The sequence below is a fragment of the Roseovarius albus genome, assembly GCF_900172335.1.
Taxonomy (GTDB): domain Bacteria; phylum Pseudomonadota; class Alphaproteobacteria; order Rhodobacterales; family Rhodobacteraceae; genus Roseovarius; species Roseovarius albus.
Genome location: NZ_FWFX01000001.1, coordinates 43988 through 65414, shown reverse-complemented (window position 1 = coordinate 65414; position 21427 = coordinate 43988). Strand labels below are relative to the sequence as shown.

Below are 21427 nucleotides of genomic sequence, written 5' to 3'. Positions count from 1 at the left end.
TCGGCCTAGTTCGATGTCAGCGTTATACCAGTCGTTGGCTGAGGTTCAATCTTGGGTCGCAGCCCCATCAGTGGCGCAATGCGTTGAATAATCTCTGCCGCCACAGGCACGGATGTCCAACCCGCTGTTCGGCGCGGTTTTTTGCCCGAAGTTTCCACCGGTTCATCCAATGTGACGATCAGTACATACTTTGGATTATCCACTGGGAACATTGACGCAAAGGTATTGATTACCTTGTCGTCATAATACCCGCCCGAGGGTTTTGGTTTATCTGCCGTCCCGGTCTTGCCCGCGACGCCATATCCCGGGACCTCGCCAAAGTTGGCCGTGCCATCGGGATCTGACACCACCCGGCGAAGCATATCACGCGAGGCCCGTGCCACGTTTTCACGCATGATCCGTGGTCCATATTGTGGACCGTCTTGTTTGATCAACGTTGGCTTTATCGTATACCCGCCGTTTGCAATGGCCGCATACCCAGCGGCCAGATGCATGGGCGTGTTCGAAATGCCATGACCATAAGAAATGGTAACCGCACTCAGATCCGTCCATCGCTGTGGGATCAAGGGCTTGCCACCTTTTGCTTCGACAATCTCTAGTGGCGTGGCTTCAAACATTCCCAGCGCGCCAAGGAATTCCTTTTGCCGCTTGGGTCCAATCATCAGGGCAATACGCCCGGTACCCCGGTTAGAGCTTTTCATGATGATGCTGCTGACATCCAGCTTACCGTAATTCTTGCGCTCGAACTCGTTGATTGAATATCCGCCCACTCTCAATGGTTGACCCGTGTCAATGATGCTGCTGGTCGACACCAGCCCCAACTCCAGTGCCTGCGCGGTTGCGAAAATTTTGAAGGTCGATCCCAACTCATACACACCCTGCACCGCACGATTGAACAGGGGGCTATCAGATGGGTCGCCCGATGTCGGAGGACGTGGCCGGTCATTAGGATCAAAATCCGGCAAAGAGGCAATCGCGATAACCTCCCCCGTATGCACATCCATCAAAATGGCTGCGGCACCCTTGGCATTCATCAACCGCATCCCGCCGTAAAGCACGCGCTCAATTGCGGACTGAATGGTCAGATCAATCGATAGCTGCAGAGGCTTGTCGCCTTGCGCCGGGTCGCGCAGACGATCATCAAAATATTTTTCAACGCCCGCCACGCCGATCACCTCAGCGGCGTGCACGCCTTCACGGCCAAAGCCAGCTCCGCCCAAAACATGCGCCGCCAAACGACCATTGGGATAAAGTCGCATTTCGCGAGGTCCAAACAGCAGGCCCGGATCACCGATGTCGTGCACGGCCTGTTTTTGCTCAGGGCTAATTCTTTTTTTGATCCACAGAAACTTACGGTCACCAGTGAAATCCTTGATCAAACGCGCGTGGTCCAGATCTGGGAAGATCGCCACCAGTTTATCCGCTGCCCCTTTCGGGTCGATCATATGACGGGGTTGAGCATATAGACTGTGGGTTTCCAGATTGGTCGCCAGAACCCGTCCTTTGCGATCTACAATGTCAGCCCGTTGCGCAACAATCTGTGCACCTGCCAGCGATGTGCGCGGTTCCGCCGGTTCAGATTGGGCAATCACACCCATCCGCAGGCCAATGGTGCTAAATCCTAAGAAAAACATCACCCCCAGCATCAGCAACCGTCCTTCAGCCCGGATCCGGGTGCGATCACGCATGGTTTCATGCCGCTGACGAATGTTATCGCGCTCGATCTTGTCCGGGTTCTCACCCTTGGCGCGGGCGTCCAGAATGCGGGCAAGCGGGCGAAGCGGTGTGCGGATCATGGGTATGTCTCCGTCAATGCCCCGGAATTAGAGACCTCTATCCCGTTCACGATGGAAAAGATCGTTTCATTTTCATCACTGCGGGGAAAGCTGACCTGATCGACATTGCCGAACTGATCCGGCTGCAACGGCAAAAGACCCAGTTTTTCAAAATTGATCTCAGCCAAATCGCGCAAACGATCCGGGCGGTTGAGATAGGCCCATTCAGCATTCAGCACCCGCAAACGCGCGCGCGCCTCGCTGATCTCACGTTGCAACCTTTCAGCCTCGGTCTGTACCGTCTGGGTTTTATAGTTCTCGTGATACGCCCAGAAGGCCAGGGCAATCACCGCGCAAGCGGTAAAGACATAAAACAGGCTTCGCATCAGTGCGCCCCCTTCAACTGTGGCATGCCAATGGCTTTGCGGTCGGTTTTCCCCGTTGGTGCTTCAGTGCGGATTGCGACCCTCAGCCGGGCACTGCGTGACCGCGGGTTTTCGGCCAATTCTACATCGTCCGGTCCAACGGCCTTGCGGGTTTTTAATTCGAGCTGCGGCGCTTCCTGCGCTTGTTGCGGGGCATGGCGACTGCCTTGCCCGGTCTTGCCTGCGCGCGCCTGCATGAACCGTTTGACCATCCGGTCTTCGATGGAATGGAAGGTCACCACTGCCAGTTGCCCACCGGGTTTAAGTACACGCTCAGCCGCCTCAAGCCCTTTGACCAGCTCGCCATACTCATCGTTCACAGCAATGCGGATCGCCTGAAAGCTACGCGTCGCCGGGTGCGCCTGTCCGGGCTTCGAACGCGGCAAGCATTTTTCGACCACCTCAGCCAGTCGCAATGTCGTCTTGAGCGGTTCAATCGCACGCGCCTTGACGATGGCCTTCGCAATGCGACGGCTCGCGCGTTCTTCACCGTAAAGATACAGAATGTCTGCCAGTTCCGCTTCAGCGGCTGTATTCACCAGATCCGCCGCATCCGGGCCGTCCTGGCTCATCCGCATGTCCAGAGGCCCATCGCGCATAAAGGAAAACCCACGCTCTGATAGGTCCAACTGCATCGAAGACACGCCCAAATCCAGAACCACGCCGTCGATCTGATCTGCGTGATCATCCATCTGCGAAAACGTGGAATGCACCAGCTCCAGCCGCGCACCGAATTCAGCACCCCAATCTTGCGCCATCTCCAGTGCCAGAGGATCGCGGTCAATCCCGATGACCTTTTCGGCGCCAGCCTCCAGCAGGGCACGGGTATAGCCCCCGGCCCCCAAGGTTCCATCCAACCATACACCCGAAATCGGCGCCACGGCTGCAATCAAAGGACGCAACAGAACTGGAATATGGGGTGAAGGATTGGGGCCTTGGGCAGCAGCAGCCATCCGTTTATTCCCCTTTTGCACCATCAAGATAAATCAGCGGATCGAAATCATCAGGCAGATCTTCAAGCCAAGCTTCGGTCTTGGCCAGCTCTTCCTGTTCATAAGTTTCTGGTTTCCAGATCTGGAAGGTGTCGCCAGCAGCGATAAAGAACGCCTCTTTGTCCAGTTCAATCTTCTGCCGCAGCTTTGCCGGCAGGACCAGACGTCCGGTTTCATCGACCATTGTTGGGAACGATTGACCGTGAAACAGACGCTGCAACATCTTGCGCTCCATCGAGCCACGCGGCAGCGCGTCGATCTTTTCGTCCACCTCTTCGATGGCCTCGATTGTATAGCATTCCAGATAGTTGCGGCGGTGATCACCATAAACAATCACCAGCTCGGGGGTATCTCCATCACGCCAGTTGGGGTCAGATGCTTCCAGCACACGGCGAAAAGAGGCCGGGATAGACACCCTGCCCTTCGTATCCACCTTGTGGTGGCTTTCACCTCTGAACCGTCGACCCACTGTCCCTGGCCTTCTGTTGTCCCCCGGAAAAATTCTTACCTTTAGAAACGAAACGGCGGACTGAGCTGCTGCCACTGCCCAATCCGCCGCCCTCGTCCCGCTATGCGGGGTGTCCGATCACGCGCGCCACCTGGGGGGATGTCTGCTCGCTCGCGCGCCGGATCTCTTTGTTCTGATGAAGGGGGTGCCTGTATGAAACCTGACTTAGGAGTTTTTTTGATTTACGGGGTCTAACGCCCCTTTGTCCCGTCCTCATCGTGAATACAGGGATGCCATGGGAATTCATGGAAATCAACAAGTATTTATGGGAATATTACACAGCATGTAGTTTTATGAGCACGCGAAAATCAAGATTTTGTGCTCAAAACTGGAAAATCAGCACATCATATAGGCTAATAATTCATATCGGATACCATATAGTGTATCCTCAAGAGTCGCCGCGGTCCCTCCCATAAATTCCCGGAAATTTTCCAATTTTTCTTGTATGAGAGGGAAATCTGACCAAAATCTCGGTCGAGATAGTCTGTATCACACTCAAATCAGAGTGATTCGCAATCAAAATGCTGGCTGGGAACAGGAGAGTGTCACACCCATCCCATACATTCCCGTGTTGGGGGGGCAATTACATTTAAGAAGAGGCTTTCAGACGGCTTCGCCCAGCCATTTGTACATGACCCGCGCATCGACAAAGCCCTGCTCGGGATGCTGGAAAGCTCTCGGCAGTCGGCCGACGGTATCAAATCCCAGCTTTTCCCAAAGCCGGATCGCAGCCTCATTGGTTTCGACCACGCTGTTGAACTGCATCGCCAGATAGCCAAGACCGCGCGCCTCGTCCTGTGAATGCAGGCACATCATCTCGGCGATCCCGCGCCCGCGTGCGAAGGGGGCCACGACATAGCCGCAGTTACAGACATGCGCCCCGCCACCTTGTTGGTTAGTCTTGATGTAATAGGTGCCAATGATGCCATCTTCATCTTCAACAACATAACTGGCTCGGGGGGTATCCATCCACAGATCCCGCACCGCATCACGAGAGAGCTGCGTATCCAGCGCATAGGTATCGCCCGCGCGGATCACATCACGCAAGATCGGCCAGACAGTGTCATAATCACTCTCGCGCGCCAGCCGGATTGTGGAATGCGATGGTACCGCCACGCCGATTCCTCTGTCTATCGTGTGTTCCATAACCATCTTACGTGCCCCCCAAATCGGCATATACAATCGAAACATTTATTCAGCCAGACAGAAAACTGGCTGAAACATGGCAGCTCTACCTTCGGCTCTTGAAAACTTCATGAAACCGGAGATCAGGATGCGCCCCGATAGATCAGCCATATTCGGCAAAAATAAGACAGGCCCTCTGCCTATAGCAGAAAAATCAGCCCGGATGCGAAAACAGCGCCAGGTTGACGCTACGTCACTTATGGCATTCTTTTCGGAACTCTCAGAACAGACCCTGTTTTCGCGTTTCATGATCGCACTGCCCACGGTTCCGCCCTCCATATTTGAGCGCCTTTGCGATGTGGATGGCAACCGACACGTCGGCATCGTCGCACTTGATTCAAACGGTAATCTGATCGCCGAGGCACGCTATATTCGCGATCAAGATTCAGAGACCTCTGCCGAATTTGCCCTGAGCATCGCCGAAGGGTGGCGCGGTATCGGGCTGGCGACATCGATGATGAAAGAGATCGAAACCGAAGCCCAAAAAAACGGCATTGAAACCCTCTGGGCGGATGTCTTGGCAGAGAACGCGTCCATGCTCGCCCTCGCCCGCAAGCTGGGTTACCAGATCTCCCGTAACCCGCACGACCCTTGCTGCAAGCTCCTAAGAAAGCGTCTTTCCAGCGTCCAAGAAATGAAAGAGGCCGCGTAACCGCGGCCCTTCTCGAAATCTACAATCTGCCAGCCTTTAGGCGTTCACATCCACAACAACACGGCCCTGCACCTGACCCTGCAGGATATCTGCACCAAGCTTGGGCAGATCCGACAGGCTCGCGGGCTGGATCATGGCCTCCAACTTATCCATTGGCAGATCCTTGGCTATCCGCCCCCATGCCCGCACGCGGTTGTCATAAGGCTGCATCACGCTGTCGATCCCCAGCAGATTCACACCACGCAGCAAGAACGGGATAACCGTGGCAGGCAGGCCCGCACCACCGGCCAGACCGACGGCAGAAACAGACGCACCGTATTTCATTTGCCCCAAAACCCGCGCCAGCATCGCGCCACCCACAGCGTCGACACAGCCCGCCCAGTTCTCTGATTCCAGCGGGCGTTTGGTGGTCTCGTTCAGCTCTTCGCGCGCTAAGAGCTGCGTCGCGCCCAGCGACGTCAAGTAATCCGCACTTTCAGGACGCCCGGTAACGCCAGCCACCTCATAACCCAGATTGGCCAGAATAGCAGTCGCAACCGAGCCCACACCACCGGCTGCACCGGTCACCAGAACCGGGCCATTGCCCGTGGTCAGGCCGTGATCTTCCAACGCCATCACCGCCAGCATCGCGGTAAAGCCCGCAGTGCCCACGGCCATTGCCCGACGCGCATCCAACCCATCCGGCAGCGGCACCAGCCAGTCCGCCTTGACGCGGGCCTTTTGGGAATAGCCGCCCCAATGCGCTTCCCCCACGCGCCAGCCTGTCAGCACAACCTTGTCGCCGGGCTTGTAACGGTCATCATCGCTAGCCTCGACCGTGCCGGCAAAATCGATGCCAGGAATATGCGGGTAGCTACGCACCAAACCACCACCGGGCCCGATGCACAGACCGTCTTTGTAGTTCACGGTTGAATAGTCAATCGCCACGGTGACCTCGGCGTTCGGCAGATCATCCAGCCCCAGCTGCTTAACCGCTGCTGCGGTTTTGCCGCTCTCTTCATCTTTTTCGACAACCAATGCGTTGAACATGTCTTTCTCCGTCATGATTTCTTTGTCCTTATTTCAAACAGAGGCTCAATCCCCTGCCCGTCTTATTTCCAAAACGCATCTTGAACCGCTGCGTCGCACATGCCTTCGTGGGTCTCCACTTCAAGCTTGGTGCCAGCATCCCAATGGCTGCGCTCGACCATTCCAATCGACACGTTGGTTTCAAAATCCGGCGACCAAGCGGCCGAGGTCACCTGACCGACCTGCTTACCGCCAGCATACACCGGCCAAACCCGATCACACATCGGAATATGACCCTCGATCGCAATGGGCCGGATCATCTGGCGGCTGCCTTGTTCCAACTCTTCGCGCAGCGCGCGACCACCGAAACATGTGTCCAGACGACCGGCATTCACATACATGCCCAATCCGCATTCCAGCGGCGTATTAGCGCGGGTCATATCGTTGCCATAGCTCAGCAAGCCACCTTCGATCCGTTCAATCAGGTTCGGCCCGCCCGCACGCACCAAAAGCTCTTCACCTTCCGAGAATAGGGCGTTCCAAAGCGGCATCGCCAACTCGTAGTTATCGACATAGATCTCGAAGCCGCCTTGCTTGGAATAGCCCGAGCGGGAAATCAGGAATTCATGCCCCTCAAAGGCAAATCGATTGCAGCCAAAAAATCGGAGTGCTTTCACGTCTTCATTGAAGACGCGCGACATTAGCTCATTCGCCAAAGGCCCCTGCACACCCAATGGCGAAACATCAGGCTCCGTCACTTCGACATCAAAACTGTTGCAGGCGGCAATCGCGTTGACCCACATCAGCACGTCGCTATCCGCGATTGAAATCCAATAGGTGTCCGGCCCCGCCTCGATCAGTACCGGGTCATTCAGCATGCCTCCATCCTGATCCACCATCGGAATATACAGGCAGCGCTCGGCGCTCATCTTGCTCAAGTCACGTGGCGTCAGCAATTCCACCAGACGCAGCGCGTCCGGCCCCTTGATCTGCACTTGCCGCTCGCAGGACACATCCCAGACCTGCACATGCGTCTTGAGATGACGACAGTCTTCCTCAACGCTGTTGAACATGGTTGGCAACAGCATGTGATTATAGACGGTATAGGCCTGAATTCCTGCGGCTTCGACACCATCAGAAAAAGGCGTTCTGCGCACCCGGCGCGAGGGTGACAAAAGAGGCGTGTTCACGTCACGAACTCCAGTAGATTAGTTGTGTTGCACCTAAGACCCGTTCACTTCCCGGGTCCGCTCCAATCAATCGGACAAATCTCAGCCGATTTATTGCCGAAATCCCAAATTCGGCCATAGTCGCGCACCCGCGACTTCAGGCCCCTTGCGGCGATGATATCCGGCCCCATCCAATACTTGGAATTGGTGACCATCACAGGATGATCCGGGCTTGCGCCGTCAATCATCTCGATCTCTCCTTGAATCTTGCGGCCGATATACAGCCCGCGCTTTTTACCTTCGCGCACGATATCCACCTTGTGGCGCTCGGCCCCGATGATCTCGCTCACCAGCATAGTAAAGAGGCCCGTGGTCCCCCCGGCCTGACCGGAAAATATCTGTAGGATGCCGTTATAGGCCTTACCGCTTGCGCGCTCATCAACATAGGCGGCCACTTTCCAGTTTCCCTCGCCCATGCGCCCCGGAATATCGACCAGCAGACCGACGTTCAGCCCGCCCAGATCTTCGCCTTCATAGTGGCCCTCATCAATCGCAATCCCCATCCAGGCGTGGCAATGGCCTTCAGTTGGAGGATGCGCGCCCAATGAGACAACACAGGGGCAGAACACGGTGCAAGAGCAGTTCAGGAACAATTCGCCCTTGATCGCCCAGTCGGTCGGGCTGGCCTCACGCCGTTTTGGGTTGGGCATACGGTTGTCGATCCGCTGTGAGACCGGCAGCTTATCCGCGTTCTCTTTGCGCTGTAATGCCATGTGTTATCCTCCGTTCCACAGCGGTGCGCTCAACACGGCCACACCACCCAATATCAATACAAATCCCATCGGTCTGGTTACACGATGCCCGATTTGCGGTAATTTTTCCAACACCATGAACAGTGTTGCCAATCCCATCCACAACAGGTTCATCACGCCGCCGACAAATCCCAGCGCCATGAAGCCCCAGCAACAGCCAACGCAAAAGACCCCAAGTCCCAGCCCCATGCGCAGCCCGCCGCGGAATCCCGTGCGCCAGTGGCCCAGGAAATAGCTCATTGGGCTGTGGCAAACGCCATGGCACAGTTCTTTCGTTCGGGTGAACTGAAACGCACCCACCGCCAGCAGCAGTAGCCCTGCGAATAGCGGCGTTTTGGAAATGCCCAGCATATCCACCACACCGCCAAACAGCAGGCCCAATTGCACTGCGGTGATCAGCGCCGCAAACGCCACCCAGACAATGCCATAGCCCAACACCACGCCGATCCAGCCGGCCCAGGATCCGTTGGCACTCACCATCAGGTCTTCGTAACTGCGCAGGGTCGGCACCATCGTCGGCAACATCATCGCCGCCATCATTGCCGCCCACATCACGAATAACGGGCCAAAGTTGGCCATGGGCATATACATGTCCATGCGCGGATCCATATTGCGCATCATCTCGCCCTGCGCGCCAGGACGGCCGATCAGGTCAAGATCCATATCTACGGCCATGGCGTACATCATCCACCACGCTGCCAGTATGGAGGCAAAGAACGCCAGCCACAGCAGGTTTCGCACCGGATATGACAAAATCATCTGCAAGGTATATCTCCATACCACGATTCGCGCCTTGCAACTTAAATGTCAGACAATTAAAAGTAAGACAAATGAAATCGAACAGTACACGCAAACCAGACCTTTCCGCCCAGATCGCTCAGGCGATCCGGGATGCCATCATGTCCGGCCAGATGATTGTCGATGAACGGCTCCCGTCTGAGGCAGAACTGGCTGACCAATTTCAGGTCTCCCGCCCCACAGTGCGCGAAGCCCTCAAACGCTTAGCGGCGCAATCTTTGATCCGGACAGAGCGCGGGGCTTTCGGCGGGGCCTTCGTCAATCGACTAAGCTACGAGGAGGCCTACAGCCAGCAGATCACCACATCGACATTGCTGCTCAGTATGAATACCGTCAGCTTCGCCACTGCCTGCGAGGCGCGCTATGCGCTGGAACGGGCTTGTACACGGCTAGCATCCGAGCGCCGCACGCCAGATCATTTGGCCGCCATGCGCGCCGAAACCCACCGTCAGGCTCAGCCCGGCCTGAGCGACGAGTGTTTCTGCGCCTCCGACGTGGCCTTTCACCGCGCGCTGGTTGATGCCACCGATAACCCGGTCCTGCGCTATCAACTCGCTGGTGCGGTCGAGGCCATGCAACCCCTGATGAACATGATCACCTTCACCGCCCGCTCGCGCGAGGAAATCGTTCGCCTGCACAACCGCATCGCCGACGCGATTGAGGCTCAGGACCCCGAAACCGCCAGCGCCACGCTGTCAGAACTTGAAACCTACACGCTGGAACTCGGCCAAAACGTCATGGCCGAACGCGCCCAAAAACGCGACAGCGCCTGAAATTTAGTCTGAAAATACGGGAAAGCGCCCTATTCCAGTGGGCGTGCTTCGTCCAGTAGCATGATCGGAATGCCATTGCGGATCGGAAAAGCCAGATTGGCCTTGTCCGAAATCAGCTCCTGCGCGCCAGCGTCATAGCGCAGCGTGCTATGGGTCTGCGGGCAGATCAGCGCCTCCAGCATGCGGCGGTCAAAGGCGGGGGATGTCAGCGCATCACTCATTGCATGATCTCCGTTTCGCCACCGCTGCGCAGGGCGTATTCTATCAGTGTCACCAAAGTTTCGCGTCGGGTACTCAACGACGGAGCCTCCAACAAGGCCTGTTTGTCCTCAGGCTCGAAGCCCAGCAGCATCGACAAAGAATTGATCAGCAATTCGTCATCTGCATCCTTGAGCGTCTCCCAATCGGTCTGCAGTTCCCTCGCATCGAAATACCGCGCCAGCAGGTCCATGAAGGCCCCGCGATTAAACTGTGTGTCCGCATCCTGCGGCCCCAGGTCACGTTCAAACCCGCCCCAAGATACTTTCGCGCGGCGATAGGGTGTGAAGCCTTCAACTTCCTTTTCGATCCGAAACCGCGAAATCCCCGAAAGGGTGATCATGTAACGCCCATCTTCAGTTTCCGAAAACTGCGTCACCCGCCCGGCACAGCCAATACAATGCAATCCTGTGCCACTGCGTCCAGGTACTTCGTTGGGCTGGATCATTCCAATCAATCGCCCGGGGATCTTCAGCGTGTCATCCAGCATCGCCAGATACCGCGGCTCAAACAGATGCAGCGGCAGACGTGAGCGCGGCAGCAGCAGCGCCCCCGGTAAAGGGAAGAGCGGAACAACGTCGGGCAGGTCAGCCTGATGAAACATAAATGCTAATCTAAACTGTTTTTGTGATCAGGCAAATATCATTGAGCTCAGCTTGCGACGGCCATTCAGCACAATCGGGTCGTTCGGCTTGAGCGCATCAAACAGCGTGAAAAGTTGCTGCCGTGCCGCATCATCATTCCACTCGCGATCGCGGCGGAATAATTCCAGCAACTGATCAACCGCCTCTTGCGTCTGACCAGACGCATGCAAGGCCTGCGCCAGATCAAACCGCGCCTGATGATCATCAGGGGTGGCGTCTACTGCCGCCTGCAGTTCACCAACCGGGCCAGCATCCGCCGCCTGCTTAGCCAACTCCAGTTGCGCATGCGCCGCTTCCAGCTCGGGTGCGTTCGAGATCTCGGCGGGTGCGCCGTTCAAAATCGCCTCGGCCTGCTCCAAATCGTCCAATGCAATGTAGGACCGGACCATCCCGCCATAGGCGGCAGCATTTTGGGGGTCTTCTTCCAGAATGGCGGCAAAGGTTTGCGCCGCATCAGCCACGGACCCCTCTTCCAGCATCTCTTCGGCCGCAGCAATCGCCTCGTCCAATCCGCCAGAGGTATCGCCGCCGGCCGCGGTGATTACCCGCGCGATAAAAGCGTCCAGCTCTGACGGTGGAAGCGCGCCCTGAAAACCGTCAATCGGTTGGCCCTGCCAAAATGCATAGACCGTCGGCACCGACTGCACACGCAACTGGCCCGCAATCATCTGTGCCTCATCAACGTTGACTTTGGCCAGCTTGACCGCGCCCTTAGCCTTGGTCACCGCAGCTTCAATTGCCGGGATCAAAGTTTTGCATGGGCCACACCACGGCGCCCAGAAATCAACAATCACCGGAACGGTTTGCGAGGCTTCGATCACCTCGGCCATGAAATCCGCCTCGGATACATCCTTGATCAGATCGGTTTCTGGTGGGGTTTGTCCGCCAAGTTCAAGCATGGTGCGCACTCCTGCCATTCATGTCTCTAAATGTTGAATGTTACATGGCGCAGCACGCCCTTGGTTGCAAGGCCTCAGTTCGCAGAAGGCAGTGGCAAACACCCTGGCAGACCCGCAGGCAAGACCAAGCGCCCCCCGGCACGGTAGAGCGACTTGCCCAGATCCGGCCCATCGCCCCGGATAGCCAGCCAGACCGCCCCGCCCCCAACCACGGCCGCATTTTCGGGCAGTTGCGCTGTAAAATCATCCGCTGGAAACAGTACAATCGCCCCGGGCGCGGCATCGGTGAACAATGCCACCGACGCCAGCACCGCCACCCAGCCCACAAACACAGCCAACAGCGTGCCCAGCCAATGCTTAATAGTCATGGATGTGCTCCAACCACAGAACGCCCTGATCCATCTCACGCAGAGTGCTTGCCAGATCCCCCACCCTCACCATGATCAGATGCCGGTGGTCGCCATATCCCTGCCGCGCAAAACTGTGGATCGCCCCCGCTACCTCGGCCTGCGCCGAGATCGCGGTGAACATGATATCATCATTGCCCGCGATCTCGACGAACTCAACGCCCTCATCTGCCATCTGTTTGAGTATATACGTCAGTTCGCGGTAGCGCGGGGTTTCGATCTCTGTCCCCTGCGCATGCTGGGCTACGACCTTAACGCCCTCCATTGCGGTCAGCACTTCATCAGGCAAACCGCTCACAATCATCCTCAGGCGCAACTCATCCGCCCCTACAGCCGACACCGCCTGTTCAATCACCCCAGCATACGCCGCCTTGGCCTTGTACTCCAATCCCAGTGCAAGACGCCGCTCGGTATCACGCGAGGCACCCGAGGCATTCTCCTTCAATGCCGCAGCATCCGCGCGAAAATCCCATTTGTACCACGGCACCTGCTGCAGGAAATTCGCATAATCCGCCGATTGCAGCGCCGAAAGGTTATCCAGTGGCGCGCGCTCCTCCCCTCGCAACCACGTCGTAACCCGGCCCAGTGTTTCCTCATAAGCCGCCTTGGCCAGCAACTCCGCCGTAAAGCTCACCCCGATGACATAGACCATCTGCTTGGTCTCCCCCGGAAACCCGCCATGATCGGCCGAGGCATAGGACAGCTCACACAGCGATGACCAAAACCCCCGGACCGCTTGCCAGTATCCAAACTCATGCGGATCACCGGTTTCGATCACCTTGGCGTAATCATCATAGGCATGCACGATGTGCCATTCCGGATACGTCAACAATGTGCGCGATTCCGCGCGGTGCTGATCCGGCGGCAGTATAGCGGCGTATTCGCTCTCAACCGGCTTACGGACGCAGGCTAGCTCGTTATACCCCACTGGCAACGCCAGACCGACCACCACCAGCGCCACCACCAGCACGATACGCTTGAGCCACTTCCACAGCCAGCGCATCACTTTTGTCCCCAACGCAAGCCTGACCAGAGCGCAAAGGCCCCCATGGCGATATGCGGCAGGTTGGCCAGAAACCTGGCCAAGGTGAACGACATGCCCGCCGACGGATTGGTGAAAATCCCCAGATCCAGATAGCCATATCCGGTAAAGATCCCAAAGATCCCGTCGCCCAGATAAAGCGCTCCAAAGATCATGAGAAACAGCGTGCATGCGCGTGCACCCATGACCACCGCACTCAACGCCCAAAGCGCCGAGGCCACATGCAGCGCGTCATCATAGGGGTCCAGCGCAAAAATCCCGAATGCCAGCCCCTGATCATCGGTCAGGCCGGGAATATAGTTCAAAGAGGCCGCGATCAGCAGCGCAACGAAATAGCCAAATGTGATTTTGCGTAAAATACTCATAGCGCACTCATAAAGTTATCCCAAAACACATTGCGGAAAATCAGGTCAGGATCGCGTTGTCTTTTTGACGATACAAAGTCATTCACCCGTGGATATGCCCGCAGAAACTGTGCCTGCGTCGCGTGTGGGCGATAGGGCAGATAATATGTTCCGCCGATATCTGTGATCCGCTCAATCAGCTCCCGCGTCATCCGCGCCATATCCGCCTCGGCCCGTTCGGTCATTTCCTGGCTGAACGACATCACCGCGGCAATCCGGGGCACCGGCGCATAGGCCAGCCAGCTGTCCGGGTCTTGGTCAATGAACCGCAAGGTCACGTTCAAAAACTCCTGGTACGACGCCGGGATCACCTCCTGACAGATGGTGACAAACTCGCCAAAGTGCTCGGGGCTCACGAAATACTCATGCAGAATGTCGGTACGGCTTGGATCCCGATCATCCAGTGTGACCACCGGTTCGTTGATCAGACTGTTGCGTGTGGCAATCCCGCTGGTAACTGTTGGCGCCAGATCCGTTTCCGTCCACCACCGCAGACGTTTCATCCGCTCATTGCCCAACTGCGCCCGGTACACATGGCTGGCCAGTTCCGACACCATGCCCGACCCGCTGGCCGGCGGCAGATCCGATTGATCCTCCGTCGGGCGATAGGTGATCATCAGCGCTTGCTCAAAGAACCCAGCCCGATCAACGTTTAAGCGACCATAGGCCATGTTCACACTTTCATCTGCCAGCGCTTCCAGAAACCGATCTCCAAACCTTTGCGCAGGCATCTCCTCATAGGAAGGTTCCAATCGCCTATTCGGCTCAACCTCCACTTCCATCCGGGTGATCGCCCCGGTCAGGCCATAGCCGCCCATCGTCATCCCAAAAAGATCCGCGTTTATATCCCGCGAACACGTGACCAGCTCCCCATCCGGTAGCACCATCTCAAACGACCGTACCGTTGCCCCCATCGGTCCCTGTTTCACCGGCCAGCCATGCGCGTTTACACAGAATGTCGCGGCCACGCCAAAGTCATTGTTCGATTGCATCACCTTGGGGCCAAAGCCCAGCGGATCCAGCGCCGCAATCACCCGTGACCAGCGCGCCCCGGCATGGACCTGCATCACGCCATTGCTAGTGTCCGGCGCGATCCAGCCATTGTCAAAGGTTACCGCATGCCCATCGCGTGGAATGGCCTGCCCTCCCATGGAATGCCGCGCGGCACCAACATTGACCGGCCTGCCCTCAGAACGCGCCTCTTTAAGCTCGGATCGCAAAGATGCAATCAACGTCTCATTCGGGTCCTCACGCAGGATCGAGTGGCGAAAAATCGGCGTCTCGCTCAGCCCGCTGGCGTCATTGAGCGTTTGGGCGTTTCCCTTTGACGCAATGCTCTGGGTGCCATCCAAAACAGGATTGGAGGCCGAAAACCGTCTCACGGCCCATCCGCCCAACACGGCCCCACCGCCAATCAAGGCTGCGCGTCTTGTAAATGTTTTCATTTCCAAAACCTCCGCCCCCTCATAACATTTTGGTGAAGGTAGCGGAGTTTTTTAGGTAAGGAAATCCTGACCTGTGAATTTAAGAGACTGAATTACAAGTCAAAACTTGCGAAGACAGGTGCATGATCGCTGGGCTTTTCCCAACCTCGAGCATCCCGCAAGACGCGACTAGAATGCCCAGCATTGGCAATGTCACCTGTGGCCCAGACGTGATCCAGCCGGCGGCCTTTGTCGGCAGCATCCCAATCGCGGGCACGGTATGACCACCAGCTATACAGAAGCCCTTCGGGGATATCGTTGCGGGTCACATCCGCCCAGCCGCCTGCTTCCATCACGCTGTTGAAGCTCTCCACTTCAACCGGCGTGTGGCTGACAATCTTCAGCAGTTTTTTGTGGTCCCAGACGTCGTCCTCACGCGGGGCAATGTTCAGATCGCCCACCAGAATGGATTTTTCAGGTTTTTCTGCATGGAACCAATCCCGCATATCGCTCAGGTAATCCAGCTTTTGGCCGAACTTTTCGTTCTTTTCGCGGTCCGGCACATCACCGCCTGCAGGCACGTAGAAATTGTGGATCACCACACCATTGTCCAGCCGCCCCGCCACGTGCCGCGCATGCCCCAAATCGGCAAAATCCTTGTCCCCCACATCCTCAATCGGCAGTTTCGACAGGATTGCCACACCGTTATACCCCTTCTGCCCGCGCGCAACCATGTGGGTGTATCCCAGCGCCGCAAACGCCTCGGTCGGGATCTTTTCCACCGGGCTTTTGCATTCCTGCAGACACAGGATATCCGGGCCTTCCTCCTCCAGCAGCTTGCAGACAATCGGCTCGCGCAAACGGACCGAGTTGATGTTCCAAGTGGCGAGGGTGAAGGCCATGGCGATGCTCCTGACGGCATGAGATTCGCCGCAGGTTAGCCGCCCTTCACCCGGGGTGCCAGCAGATCATGCGCTTTGTTTTGAAAACCATTCGCTTAGGCGCGGAAGGCCGTCTTTCAACGCCTGTGTTTCATTGGCAAAACCGATGCGCAGCGTCCCTTCCATGCCCATGACCGACCCGGGTGTCAGCATCACACCGGTATCGCGGATCACCGCCTCACACAGTTCATAGGATGGCATGTTCAACGCGTACCGTAGCAACGCCGTCGTGCCGCCCGCCGGTTTGACGTAAGAGATCGACCGCTCGCCCTGCACCCAGTCATCCAAGATCGCAAGGTTTTCGCGGGTGATCCGTCGGCTACGCTCCAGAATGGCATCCACGTTTTCCAACGCCATGGTGGCAAAGTAATCATCAATCAAGCCAACACTGATCGTGTTATAGTCGCGATGGATTTCCACATCATGCATCAGGCTCTCAGGCCCAACAATCCAGCCCAGCCGCAACCCGGCCAGCGAAAACGCCTTGGAGGTCGAGCCTGTGCTGATCCCCTTGGCATAAACATCCGCAATCGACACACCCGGCCCCTCGCCCACCTGTTCGGTCCCGCGATAGACCTCATCACACAACACCCAAGCATCCGATGCCTTGGCAATCTCGGCAATCCGCTCCAACCCGGCACGATCAATCACCGCCCCGGTTGGGTTATTCGGGTTGGTCAGGGTGATGATCACCGTATCAGTGCCAACCAGCTCTTCCAGCCGGTCCAGATTTGGCAGATACCCATCCTCAACCAACAAACGCAAGGTATGCAGCTCCGCCCCAATGCTTTCAGGGATCGAGGTATGTTGCTGATAGGTCGGCGTGATTGATACCACCTTGTCACCCCGGCTCACCAAGGTCTGATAGATCAGCGCATTCGCCCCGATGGTACCGTGAGTGATCATCACATTGTCAGACGACTGATCCGCATAAAGCGCCGCCACAGCAGCCCGCAAAGCGTCTGACCCCGGAATATCACCATAGGTCATTTTCATCCGCGCCAGATCGCCCGGCATTTCCTGTGTCTTGCCTGCGAGCCTTAGCAATTCCTCGATGGTCAGCGATGTCACACAGGTTTCGGCCAGGTTGATCTCACAGCGGGTTTCCCACTTGTTCATCCACTGTTCAACGCCAAAGGGGGCAATTTTCATCTCGGGTCTCCGTCTTGGGTATCGACGGGCCTTTATTTCGCTCTGGACCTACACCAGAGGAAGCAGCACCCAAGGCAGACATAGCCAGCCAAAACCGGCCAGACAAGAAAAAAGACCTCGGCAAATTGCCGAGGTCAGTCCAACAGGGAGGTAAAGTACAAAACTGTACTAAAGTATAGCGTACACGTTTTAATTGCTTTTGTAAAAGGTCATGAATTTATGACCCAATAAGTGTGGCTTCAAGCCAACAGTCGATATCCACCAGATTCCGTCACCAAAAGGCGTGCGTTCGATGGATCGGGCTCGATTTTCTGGCGCAAACGGTAGATATGCGTCTCTAGCGTGTGGGTGGTTACACCGGCATTGTAGCCCCAAACCTCGTGCAACAGAACATCACGCGCCACAACACCCTCGGTTGAGCGGTAGAGGAATTTCAGGATGTTGGTTTCTTTTTCGGTCAGGCGGATCTTGCGTTCATCTTCGGTGATCAGCATCTTCATCGCTGGCTTGAACGTATAGGGTCCAAGCTGGAAGACTGCGTCTTCCGACTGCTCATGCTGGCGCAACTGCGCGCGGATCCGGGCCAAAAGAACGGGGAATTTGAAAGGCTTGGTCACATAATCATTGGCGCCGGCATCCAGTCCTAGAATGGTATCGGCATCGCCATCATGGCCGGTCAGCATCATTACCGGGGCTTTCACGCCCTGTTTGCGCATCAAACGGCACAGCTCGCGCCCATCGGTATCGGGCAGCCCCACGTCCAGAATGACCAAATCGTAAATCGCATCTTTGGCTTTCACCATCGCCTCTGAGCCATTGCCAGCCTCGAAGACATCAAAATCTTCGGTCATCACCAATTGCTCGCTCAGCGCCTCGCGCAGATCCTCGTCATCATCGACAAGTAAGATTTTTTTGAGCTGTCCCATATCGACCATCCTCGCATTACTTTGTACACAGATGTGGCATACCGATTGATCAAGCAAGGTCTGTGACATAGATTTCACGCCCACGTGTAACGATCGGTACAATTATTACACAGTGTTGCACGAACCGTCAGGTTTTGCCGCTAAAAACAGGACGATTGTCGGATGAGCTTTGCCCCCGATATGACAGAAATCCTTGCCCGCGCCCGCGCTGACCTGCGCATGGGGGTGCCAATTGTGGTGCAAAACAAGGATGATGCCGTGCTGGTTCTTGCCGCAGAAACCCTCGACACGCAACGTCTTGCCAACCTGCACGCCCTTGGCGGTCAACCGGTTGTGGTAATCAGTGCGCGCCGCGCCGAAACTCTCAAGGCCCGCGCCTATGATGGCGATCTGGCACGCGTTCTGCTGCCCTCCGATGCCCGGCTCGACTGGGTTCTAGGCATTGCCGATCCCGCCGATGACCTGAAAACGCCGATGAAGGGTCCGCTTGTTTCCGAACGCGACGGTTCAGCCGACCTGCACCGTCTCGCACTCAAGGTGGCCAAATCTGCTCGCCTGCTGCCCGCTGCAGTGGTCCTGCCTTTGCCAGACTCTGACACCTTCGCCGAAACCTATTGCCTGACAACATTGCAAGCCGAGGCCACCTCTGAACTGCTAGTCAACACCAGCCCCTTGCACCCGGTGGTCAATGCCCGCCTGCCGATCGAGGTATCAGAGGCCGGTCGTCTGCACATCTTCCGCCCCGAAGACGGCGGCGAAGAACATTATGCCGTGGAAATCGGCACGCCCTCGCGCGAAAAGCCCGTCCTCTCGCGCCTGCACTCGGCCTGTTTCACCGGCGATCTAATGGGGTCTCTGAAATGCGACTGCGGCCCGCAACTGCGCGGCGCGCTGGCGCAGATGGGGGCCGAGGGCGCAGGCGTCCTGCTGTACCTAAATCAGGAAGGCCGCGGCATCGGCCTTGCCAACAAAATGCGCGCCTACTCTCTGCAGGATCAGGGATTTGACACGGTCGAGGCTAATCACCGCCTGGGTTTCGAGGATGATGAACGCGATTTCCGAATCGGCGCTGAAATCCTCAAACGTATGGGTTTCTCAAGCGTTCGCTTGCTGACAAACAACCCCGGAAAAATCGCCATGATGGAACATAATGGCGTGCAGGTCACCGAACGCGTCCCGCTCAAGGTCGGCGAGAACCCCCACAATACCAACTACCTCAAAACCAAGGCCGACAAGTCAGGGCATTTGCTTTGACGCATTCCGTCAGTTTCATCTGACCGCCGTTACGCCTGCCGAAGGCAAACCCGAGGCGGTGTCCAAAACTCGACAAAGAGACATCCTGCGCGCAGTGTACCCACGTACCTACCAGCCGCCGAACCGCGACCACTCGGTGAGCGGCACATCTGGATCTTCGGGAATCACATGATATCGGTCGTACTGCGCTGCAGTGGCACAGGCATGGTTGGGCAAAATCCGCAACATGGTACCAACTGGAAATTCGGGCAACGTTGCACCGCTCCCCGGACGCGGAGCAATGATGCCGTGTTCCTGATTGGCCTTGAGGACAATCAAATCCGGCAAAACTCTGCCCTCCATGTCGCACACCAGACCATAGCCCTGATCAACCCTTTGCCCCGCCGAGCCACGATCCCGTGACATCGCCATCCAACCGGCATCGGTAATGGCCCAACCCTTGTTTTTCTGATGGCCAATCACCGTTGTCAGCACCGAAATGGCAATATCATCCATCTCGCACACCCCAATGCCCGCTTGGAACAGATCAAAGAAAGTAAACACCCCTGCGCGCACTTCGGTCAGCCCATCAAAACAAGTCAAGGCATGCGCAGTCGGGGTCGAGCCAACACTGACCACCGGGCACGGCAACCCGGCCGCCCGCAGTCGCTCGGCTGCAACAACGGCGGCCCGGCGCTCCACCTCTGCGCATCCGGCGTGAGCCTCGCGACCGTAAACTTCATAACTCTCGCCAGCATGGGTCAAGACACCACGCAATTCTGCCGCGCTGTTGTGCAGAACCGTGCCAAGCTCCAGAAGCAGTGGATCATCGGGAGCAACGCCACTGCGATGATCATCGCAATCCAGCTCAATCAATGCCGGGATGGCCATGCCGTTCCTGGCAGACGCTTCCGCCACCGCCCGCGCCTGATCCAGATTATCAAGAATGACCGACAGATCGCACCCACGCGCCCGGACATCCACCACCCGGTCCAGCTTCTGCGCCGCAATCCCTACGCTATAGATAATGTCGCGCACACCTGCAGCAGCAAACTGTTCGGCTTCATTCAGCGTCGACACCGTCACCGGGCCGAAACCCTCCGGCAAGATCCTACGGGCAACCTCAATAGATTTGACGGTCTTCAGATGTGGTCGCAGCGATACGCCATGCGGCCGAATGCGGTCCTCCAAACGAAGGACATTGCGCATCATTTTCCGCTCGTCCAAGATCAGCGCCGGCGTCTGCAACGCCGCAAGTTCGGATTTCAACTCAACCACAGCCAACTCCCTCGATATCGACCCAAACACTGGTACGCATACTGATCTATTCGCTGCTCCAGTCCACCCCTTTCATCTGACCATAAATACCTCCGCCGGAGGCAATCCCCCGAGGCGGAGGCCAAAGGCCAACAACGAGATAAACCTGCGCGCCGCAGGCGCACATTTTAACAGGATTTGGTTGAAACTCTGCTTTCCCCTATCATAACCCCACGACACAAAACAGCGGAACCGACCTCATGTCCAAATCCACGTTCCTATCTGGTATGATACTGGGTGCTCTCACCGGTGCCGCCGGGCTGTGGCTCTTTCAGACATACCAAACCCAGGCCAGTTACGGCACCTGCCTGCAGACCTACCCCAACATTCCCGGCAAGCTTTTATTGGAAAATGACAAGGTCGTGGTGCAGCATTTCACCTTCCCGCCCGACCAATGGGAGGGCGTCCATGCCCACCCCGCCAATCAGCTCTATATCCACCTGACCGACGCCCATTGGAAATCCCGCTTTGGCGATCAGACCAGTACCGGCTCTTATCCCGCCGGGTCCATTGGCTGGTACGGCCCGGTCTCTCTCGCCGAAGACCACGAATCGATAAATATGGGCGAAAACCCGATCGAACTGATCTGGGTGACCCTCAAGGAGGGGTGTCAGGCAACAACCTAGCTGCGCTCTGGCGCACCATATCCCCACCTGAAAGACCAGTCGCGGTGCCTGAATGCG

At 56.9% G+C, this 21427-nt stretch carries 24 protein-coding genes; 4 read left to right on the top strand and 20 right to left on the bottom strand.

Annotated features, from left to right (window positions below):
* Positions 1 to 5: 5 nt before the first annotated feature.
* The 5 genes from ROA7450_RS00335 to ROA7450_RS00315 all read right to left on the bottom strand — a co-directional run bounded on the left by ROA7450_RS00335 (position 6) and on the right by ROA7450_RS00315 (position 4846).
* Entirely contained in the window at positions 6 to 1796 is a 1791-nt protein-coding gene (locus ROA7450_RS00335) for a peptidoglycan D,D-transpeptidase FtsI family protein (protein ID WP_085803639.1), read from the bottom strand.
* On the bottom strand, positions 1793 to 2161 hold the full coding sequence (gene ftsL, locus ROA7450_RS00330; protein ID WP_143534299.1) for a cell division protein FtsL: 369 nt from the start codon (positions 2159 to 2161) through the stop codon (positions 1793 to 1795). Before ftsL ends, ROA7450_RS00335 begins: the two co-directional genes overlap by 4 nt.
* Positions 2161 to 3153 carry a 16S rRNA (cytosine(1402)-N(4))-methyltransferase RsmH gene (rsmH, locus tag ROA7450_RS00325; RefSeq protein WP_085803637.1) on the bottom strand — a complete coding sequence of 331 codons (993 nt, stop codon included), beginning with the start codon at positions 3151 to 3153 and terminating at the stop codon, positions 2161 to 2163. Before rsmH ends, ftsL begins: the two co-directional genes overlap by 1 nt.
* Before the next feature lie 4 nt (positions 3154 to 3157).
* Positions 3158 to 3661: a division/cell wall cluster transcriptional repressor MraZ gene (gene mraZ, locus ROA7450_RS00320; protein ID WP_085803636.1), complete on the bottom strand. Its 504-nt coding sequence runs from the start codon at positions 3659 to 3661 to the stop codon at positions 3158 to 3160.
* A gap of 642 nt (positions 3662 to 4303) precedes the next feature.
* Positions 4304 to 4846, bottom strand: coding sequence for a GNAT family N-acetyltransferase (locus ROA7450_RS00315; protein ID WP_085804107.1), 543 nt, complete (start codon positions 4844 to 4846; stop codon positions 4304 to 4306).
* A gap of 202 nt (positions 4847 to 5048) precedes the next feature.
* Between ROA7450_RS00315 and ROA7450_RS00310 the strand changes: the two genes are divergently transcribed.
* Positions 5049 to 5537 carry a GNAT family N-acetyltransferase gene (locus tag ROA7450_RS00310; protein ID WP_234999359.1) on the top strand — a complete coding sequence of 163 codons (489 nt, stop codon included), beginning with the start codon at positions 5049 to 5051 and terminating at the stop codon, positions 5535 to 5537.
* 36 nt (positions 5538 to 5573) lie between these two features.
* Here ROA7450_RS00310 and acuI read toward each other — a convergent pair whose 3' ends face one another.
* From acuI to ROA7450_RS00290, 4 genes are all read right to left on the bottom strand, one after another.
* Positions 5574 to 6566 carry an acryloyl-CoA reductase gene (gene acuI / locus ROA7450_RS00305; RefSeq protein ID WP_085803634.1) on the bottom strand — a complete coding sequence of 331 codons (993 nt, stop codon included), beginning with the start codon at positions 6564 to 6566 and terminating at the stop codon, positions 5574 to 5576.
* Positions 6567 to 6628: 62 nt separating this feature from the next.
* Positions 6629 to 7735 carry a dimethylsulfoniopropionate demethylase gene (locus ROA7450_RS00300; RefSeq protein ID WP_085803633.1) on the bottom strand — a complete coding sequence of 369 codons (1107 nt, stop codon included), beginning with the start codon at positions 7733 to 7735 and terminating at the stop codon, positions 6629 to 6631.
* A gap of 44 nt (positions 7736 to 7779) precedes the next feature.
* Positions 7780 to 8487, bottom strand: a complete 708-nt coding sequence (locus ROA7450_RS00295) for a DUF1326 domain-containing protein (RefSeq protein WP_085803632.1) — start codon at positions 8485 to 8487, stop codon at positions 7780 to 7782.
* A 3-nt stretch (positions 8488 to 8490) separates the two neighbouring features.
* Positions 8491 to 9285, bottom strand: coding sequence for a DUF2182 domain-containing protein (locus tag ROA7450_RS00290; RefSeq protein ID WP_085803631.1), 795 nt, complete (start codon positions 9283 to 9285; stop codon positions 8491 to 8493).
* Positions 9286 to 9356: 71 nt separating this feature from the next.
* On the opposite strand from ROA7450_RS00290, the gene ROA7450_RS00285 reads away from it, so the two are divergent.
* Entirely contained in the window at positions 9357 to 10097 is a 741-nt protein-coding gene (locus tag ROA7450_RS00285; protein ID WP_085803630.1) for a FadR/GntR family transcriptional regulator, read from the top strand.
* A 29-nt stretch (positions 10098 to 10126) separates the two neighbouring features.
* Here ROA7450_RS00285 and ROA7450_RS00280 read toward each other — a convergent pair whose 3' ends face one another.
* From ROA7450_RS00280 to ROA7450_RS00235, 10 genes are all read right to left on the bottom strand, one after another.
* A complete protein-coding gene (locus tag ROA7450_RS00280) occupies positions 10127 to 10318 on the bottom strand; it encodes a Trm112 family protein (protein WP_085803629.1) in 192 nt (63 codons plus the stop codon).
* A complete protein-coding gene (locus ROA7450_RS00275; protein ID WP_085803628.1) occupies positions 10315 to 10959 on the bottom strand; it encodes an LON peptidase substrate-binding domain-containing protein in 645 nt (214 codons plus the stop codon). The genes ROA7450_RS00280 and ROA7450_RS00275 overlap by 4 nt, the downstream gene beginning before the upstream one ends.
* A 27-nt stretch (positions 10960 to 10986) precedes the next feature.
* Positions 10987 to 11898: a thioredoxin family protein gene (locus ROA7450_RS00270; protein WP_085803627.1), complete on the bottom strand. Its 912-nt coding sequence runs from the start codon at positions 11896 to 11898 to the stop codon at positions 10987 to 10989.
* Between the two features lie 74 nt (positions 11899 to 11972).
* The gene (locus ROA7450_RS00265) at positions 11973 to 12266 is read right to left on the bottom strand and encodes a hypothetical protein (RefSeq protein ID WP_085803626.1); all 294 of its coding nucleotides are present in this window, start codon (positions 12264 to 12266) and stop codon (positions 11973 to 11975) included.
* Positions 12256 to 13308 (bottom strand): hypothetical protein, encoded by a 1053-nt coding sequence (locus ROA7450_RS00260; protein WP_085803625.1) that lies wholly within the window; start codon positions 13306 to 13308, stop codon positions 12256 to 12258. Before ROA7450_RS00260 ends, ROA7450_RS00265 begins: the two co-directional genes overlap by 11 nt.
* Positions 13308 to 13712 (bottom strand): hypothetical protein, encoded by a 405-nt coding sequence (locus tag ROA7450_RS00255; RefSeq protein ID WP_085803624.1) that lies wholly within the window; start codon positions 13710 to 13712, stop codon positions 13308 to 13310. The genes ROA7450_RS00260 and ROA7450_RS00255 overlap by 1 nt, the downstream gene beginning before the upstream one ends.
* Positions 13709 to 15196, bottom strand: a complete 1488-nt coding sequence (locus tag ROA7450_RS00250; RefSeq protein WP_085803623.1) for an FAD-binding oxidoreductase — start codon at positions 15194 to 15196, stop codon at positions 13709 to 13711. Before ROA7450_RS00250 ends, ROA7450_RS00255 begins: the two co-directional genes overlap by 4 nt.
* A 92-nt stretch (positions 15197 to 15288) precedes the next feature.
* The gene (locus tag ROA7450_RS00245) at positions 15289 to 16077 is read right to left on the bottom strand and encodes an exodeoxyribonuclease III (RefSeq protein ID WP_085803622.1); all 789 of its coding nucleotides are present in this window, start codon (positions 16075 to 16077) and stop codon (positions 15289 to 15291) included.
* Between the two features lie 66 nt (positions 16078 to 16143).
* A complete protein-coding gene (locus ROA7450_RS00240) occupies positions 16144 to 17268 on the bottom strand; it encodes an aminotransferase (RefSeq protein ID WP_085803621.1) in 1125 nt (374 codons plus the stop codon).
* A gap of 239 nt (positions 17269 to 17507) precedes the next feature.
* Complete coding sequence (locus ROA7450_RS00235) at positions 17508 to 18194, bottom strand: response regulator transcription factor (protein WP_085804106.1); 687 nt, start codon at positions 18192 to 18194, stop codon at positions 17508 to 17510.
* A 162-nt stretch (positions 18195 to 18356) separates the two neighbouring features.
* Here ROA7450_RS00235 and ribA point away from each other — a divergent pair, with 162 nt between their 5' ends.
* Entirely contained in the window at positions 18357 to 19448 is a 1092-nt protein-coding gene (ribA, locus tag ROA7450_RS00230; protein WP_085803620.1) for a GTP cyclohydrolase II, read from the top strand.
* A gap of 108 nt (positions 19449 to 19556) precedes the next feature.
* On the opposite strand, the gene ROA7450_RS00225 is transcribed toward ribA, so the two are convergent.
* Positions 19557 to 20705 carry a DSD1 family PLP-dependent enzyme gene (locus tag ROA7450_RS00225; protein WP_234999358.1) on the bottom strand — a complete coding sequence of 383 codons (1149 nt, stop codon included), beginning with the start codon at positions 20703 to 20705 and terminating at the stop codon, positions 19557 to 19559.
* Between the two features lie 239 nt (positions 20706 to 20944).
* Between ROA7450_RS00225 and ROA7450_RS00220 the strand changes: the two genes are divergently transcribed.
* The gene (locus tag ROA7450_RS00220; RefSeq protein ID WP_085803619.1) at positions 20945 to 21370 is read left to right on the top strand and encodes a cupin domain-containing protein; all 426 of its coding nucleotides are present in this window, start codon (positions 20945 to 20947) and stop codon (positions 21368 to 21370) included.
* The last annotated feature ends 57 nt before the right edge of the window (positions 21371 to 21427 follow it).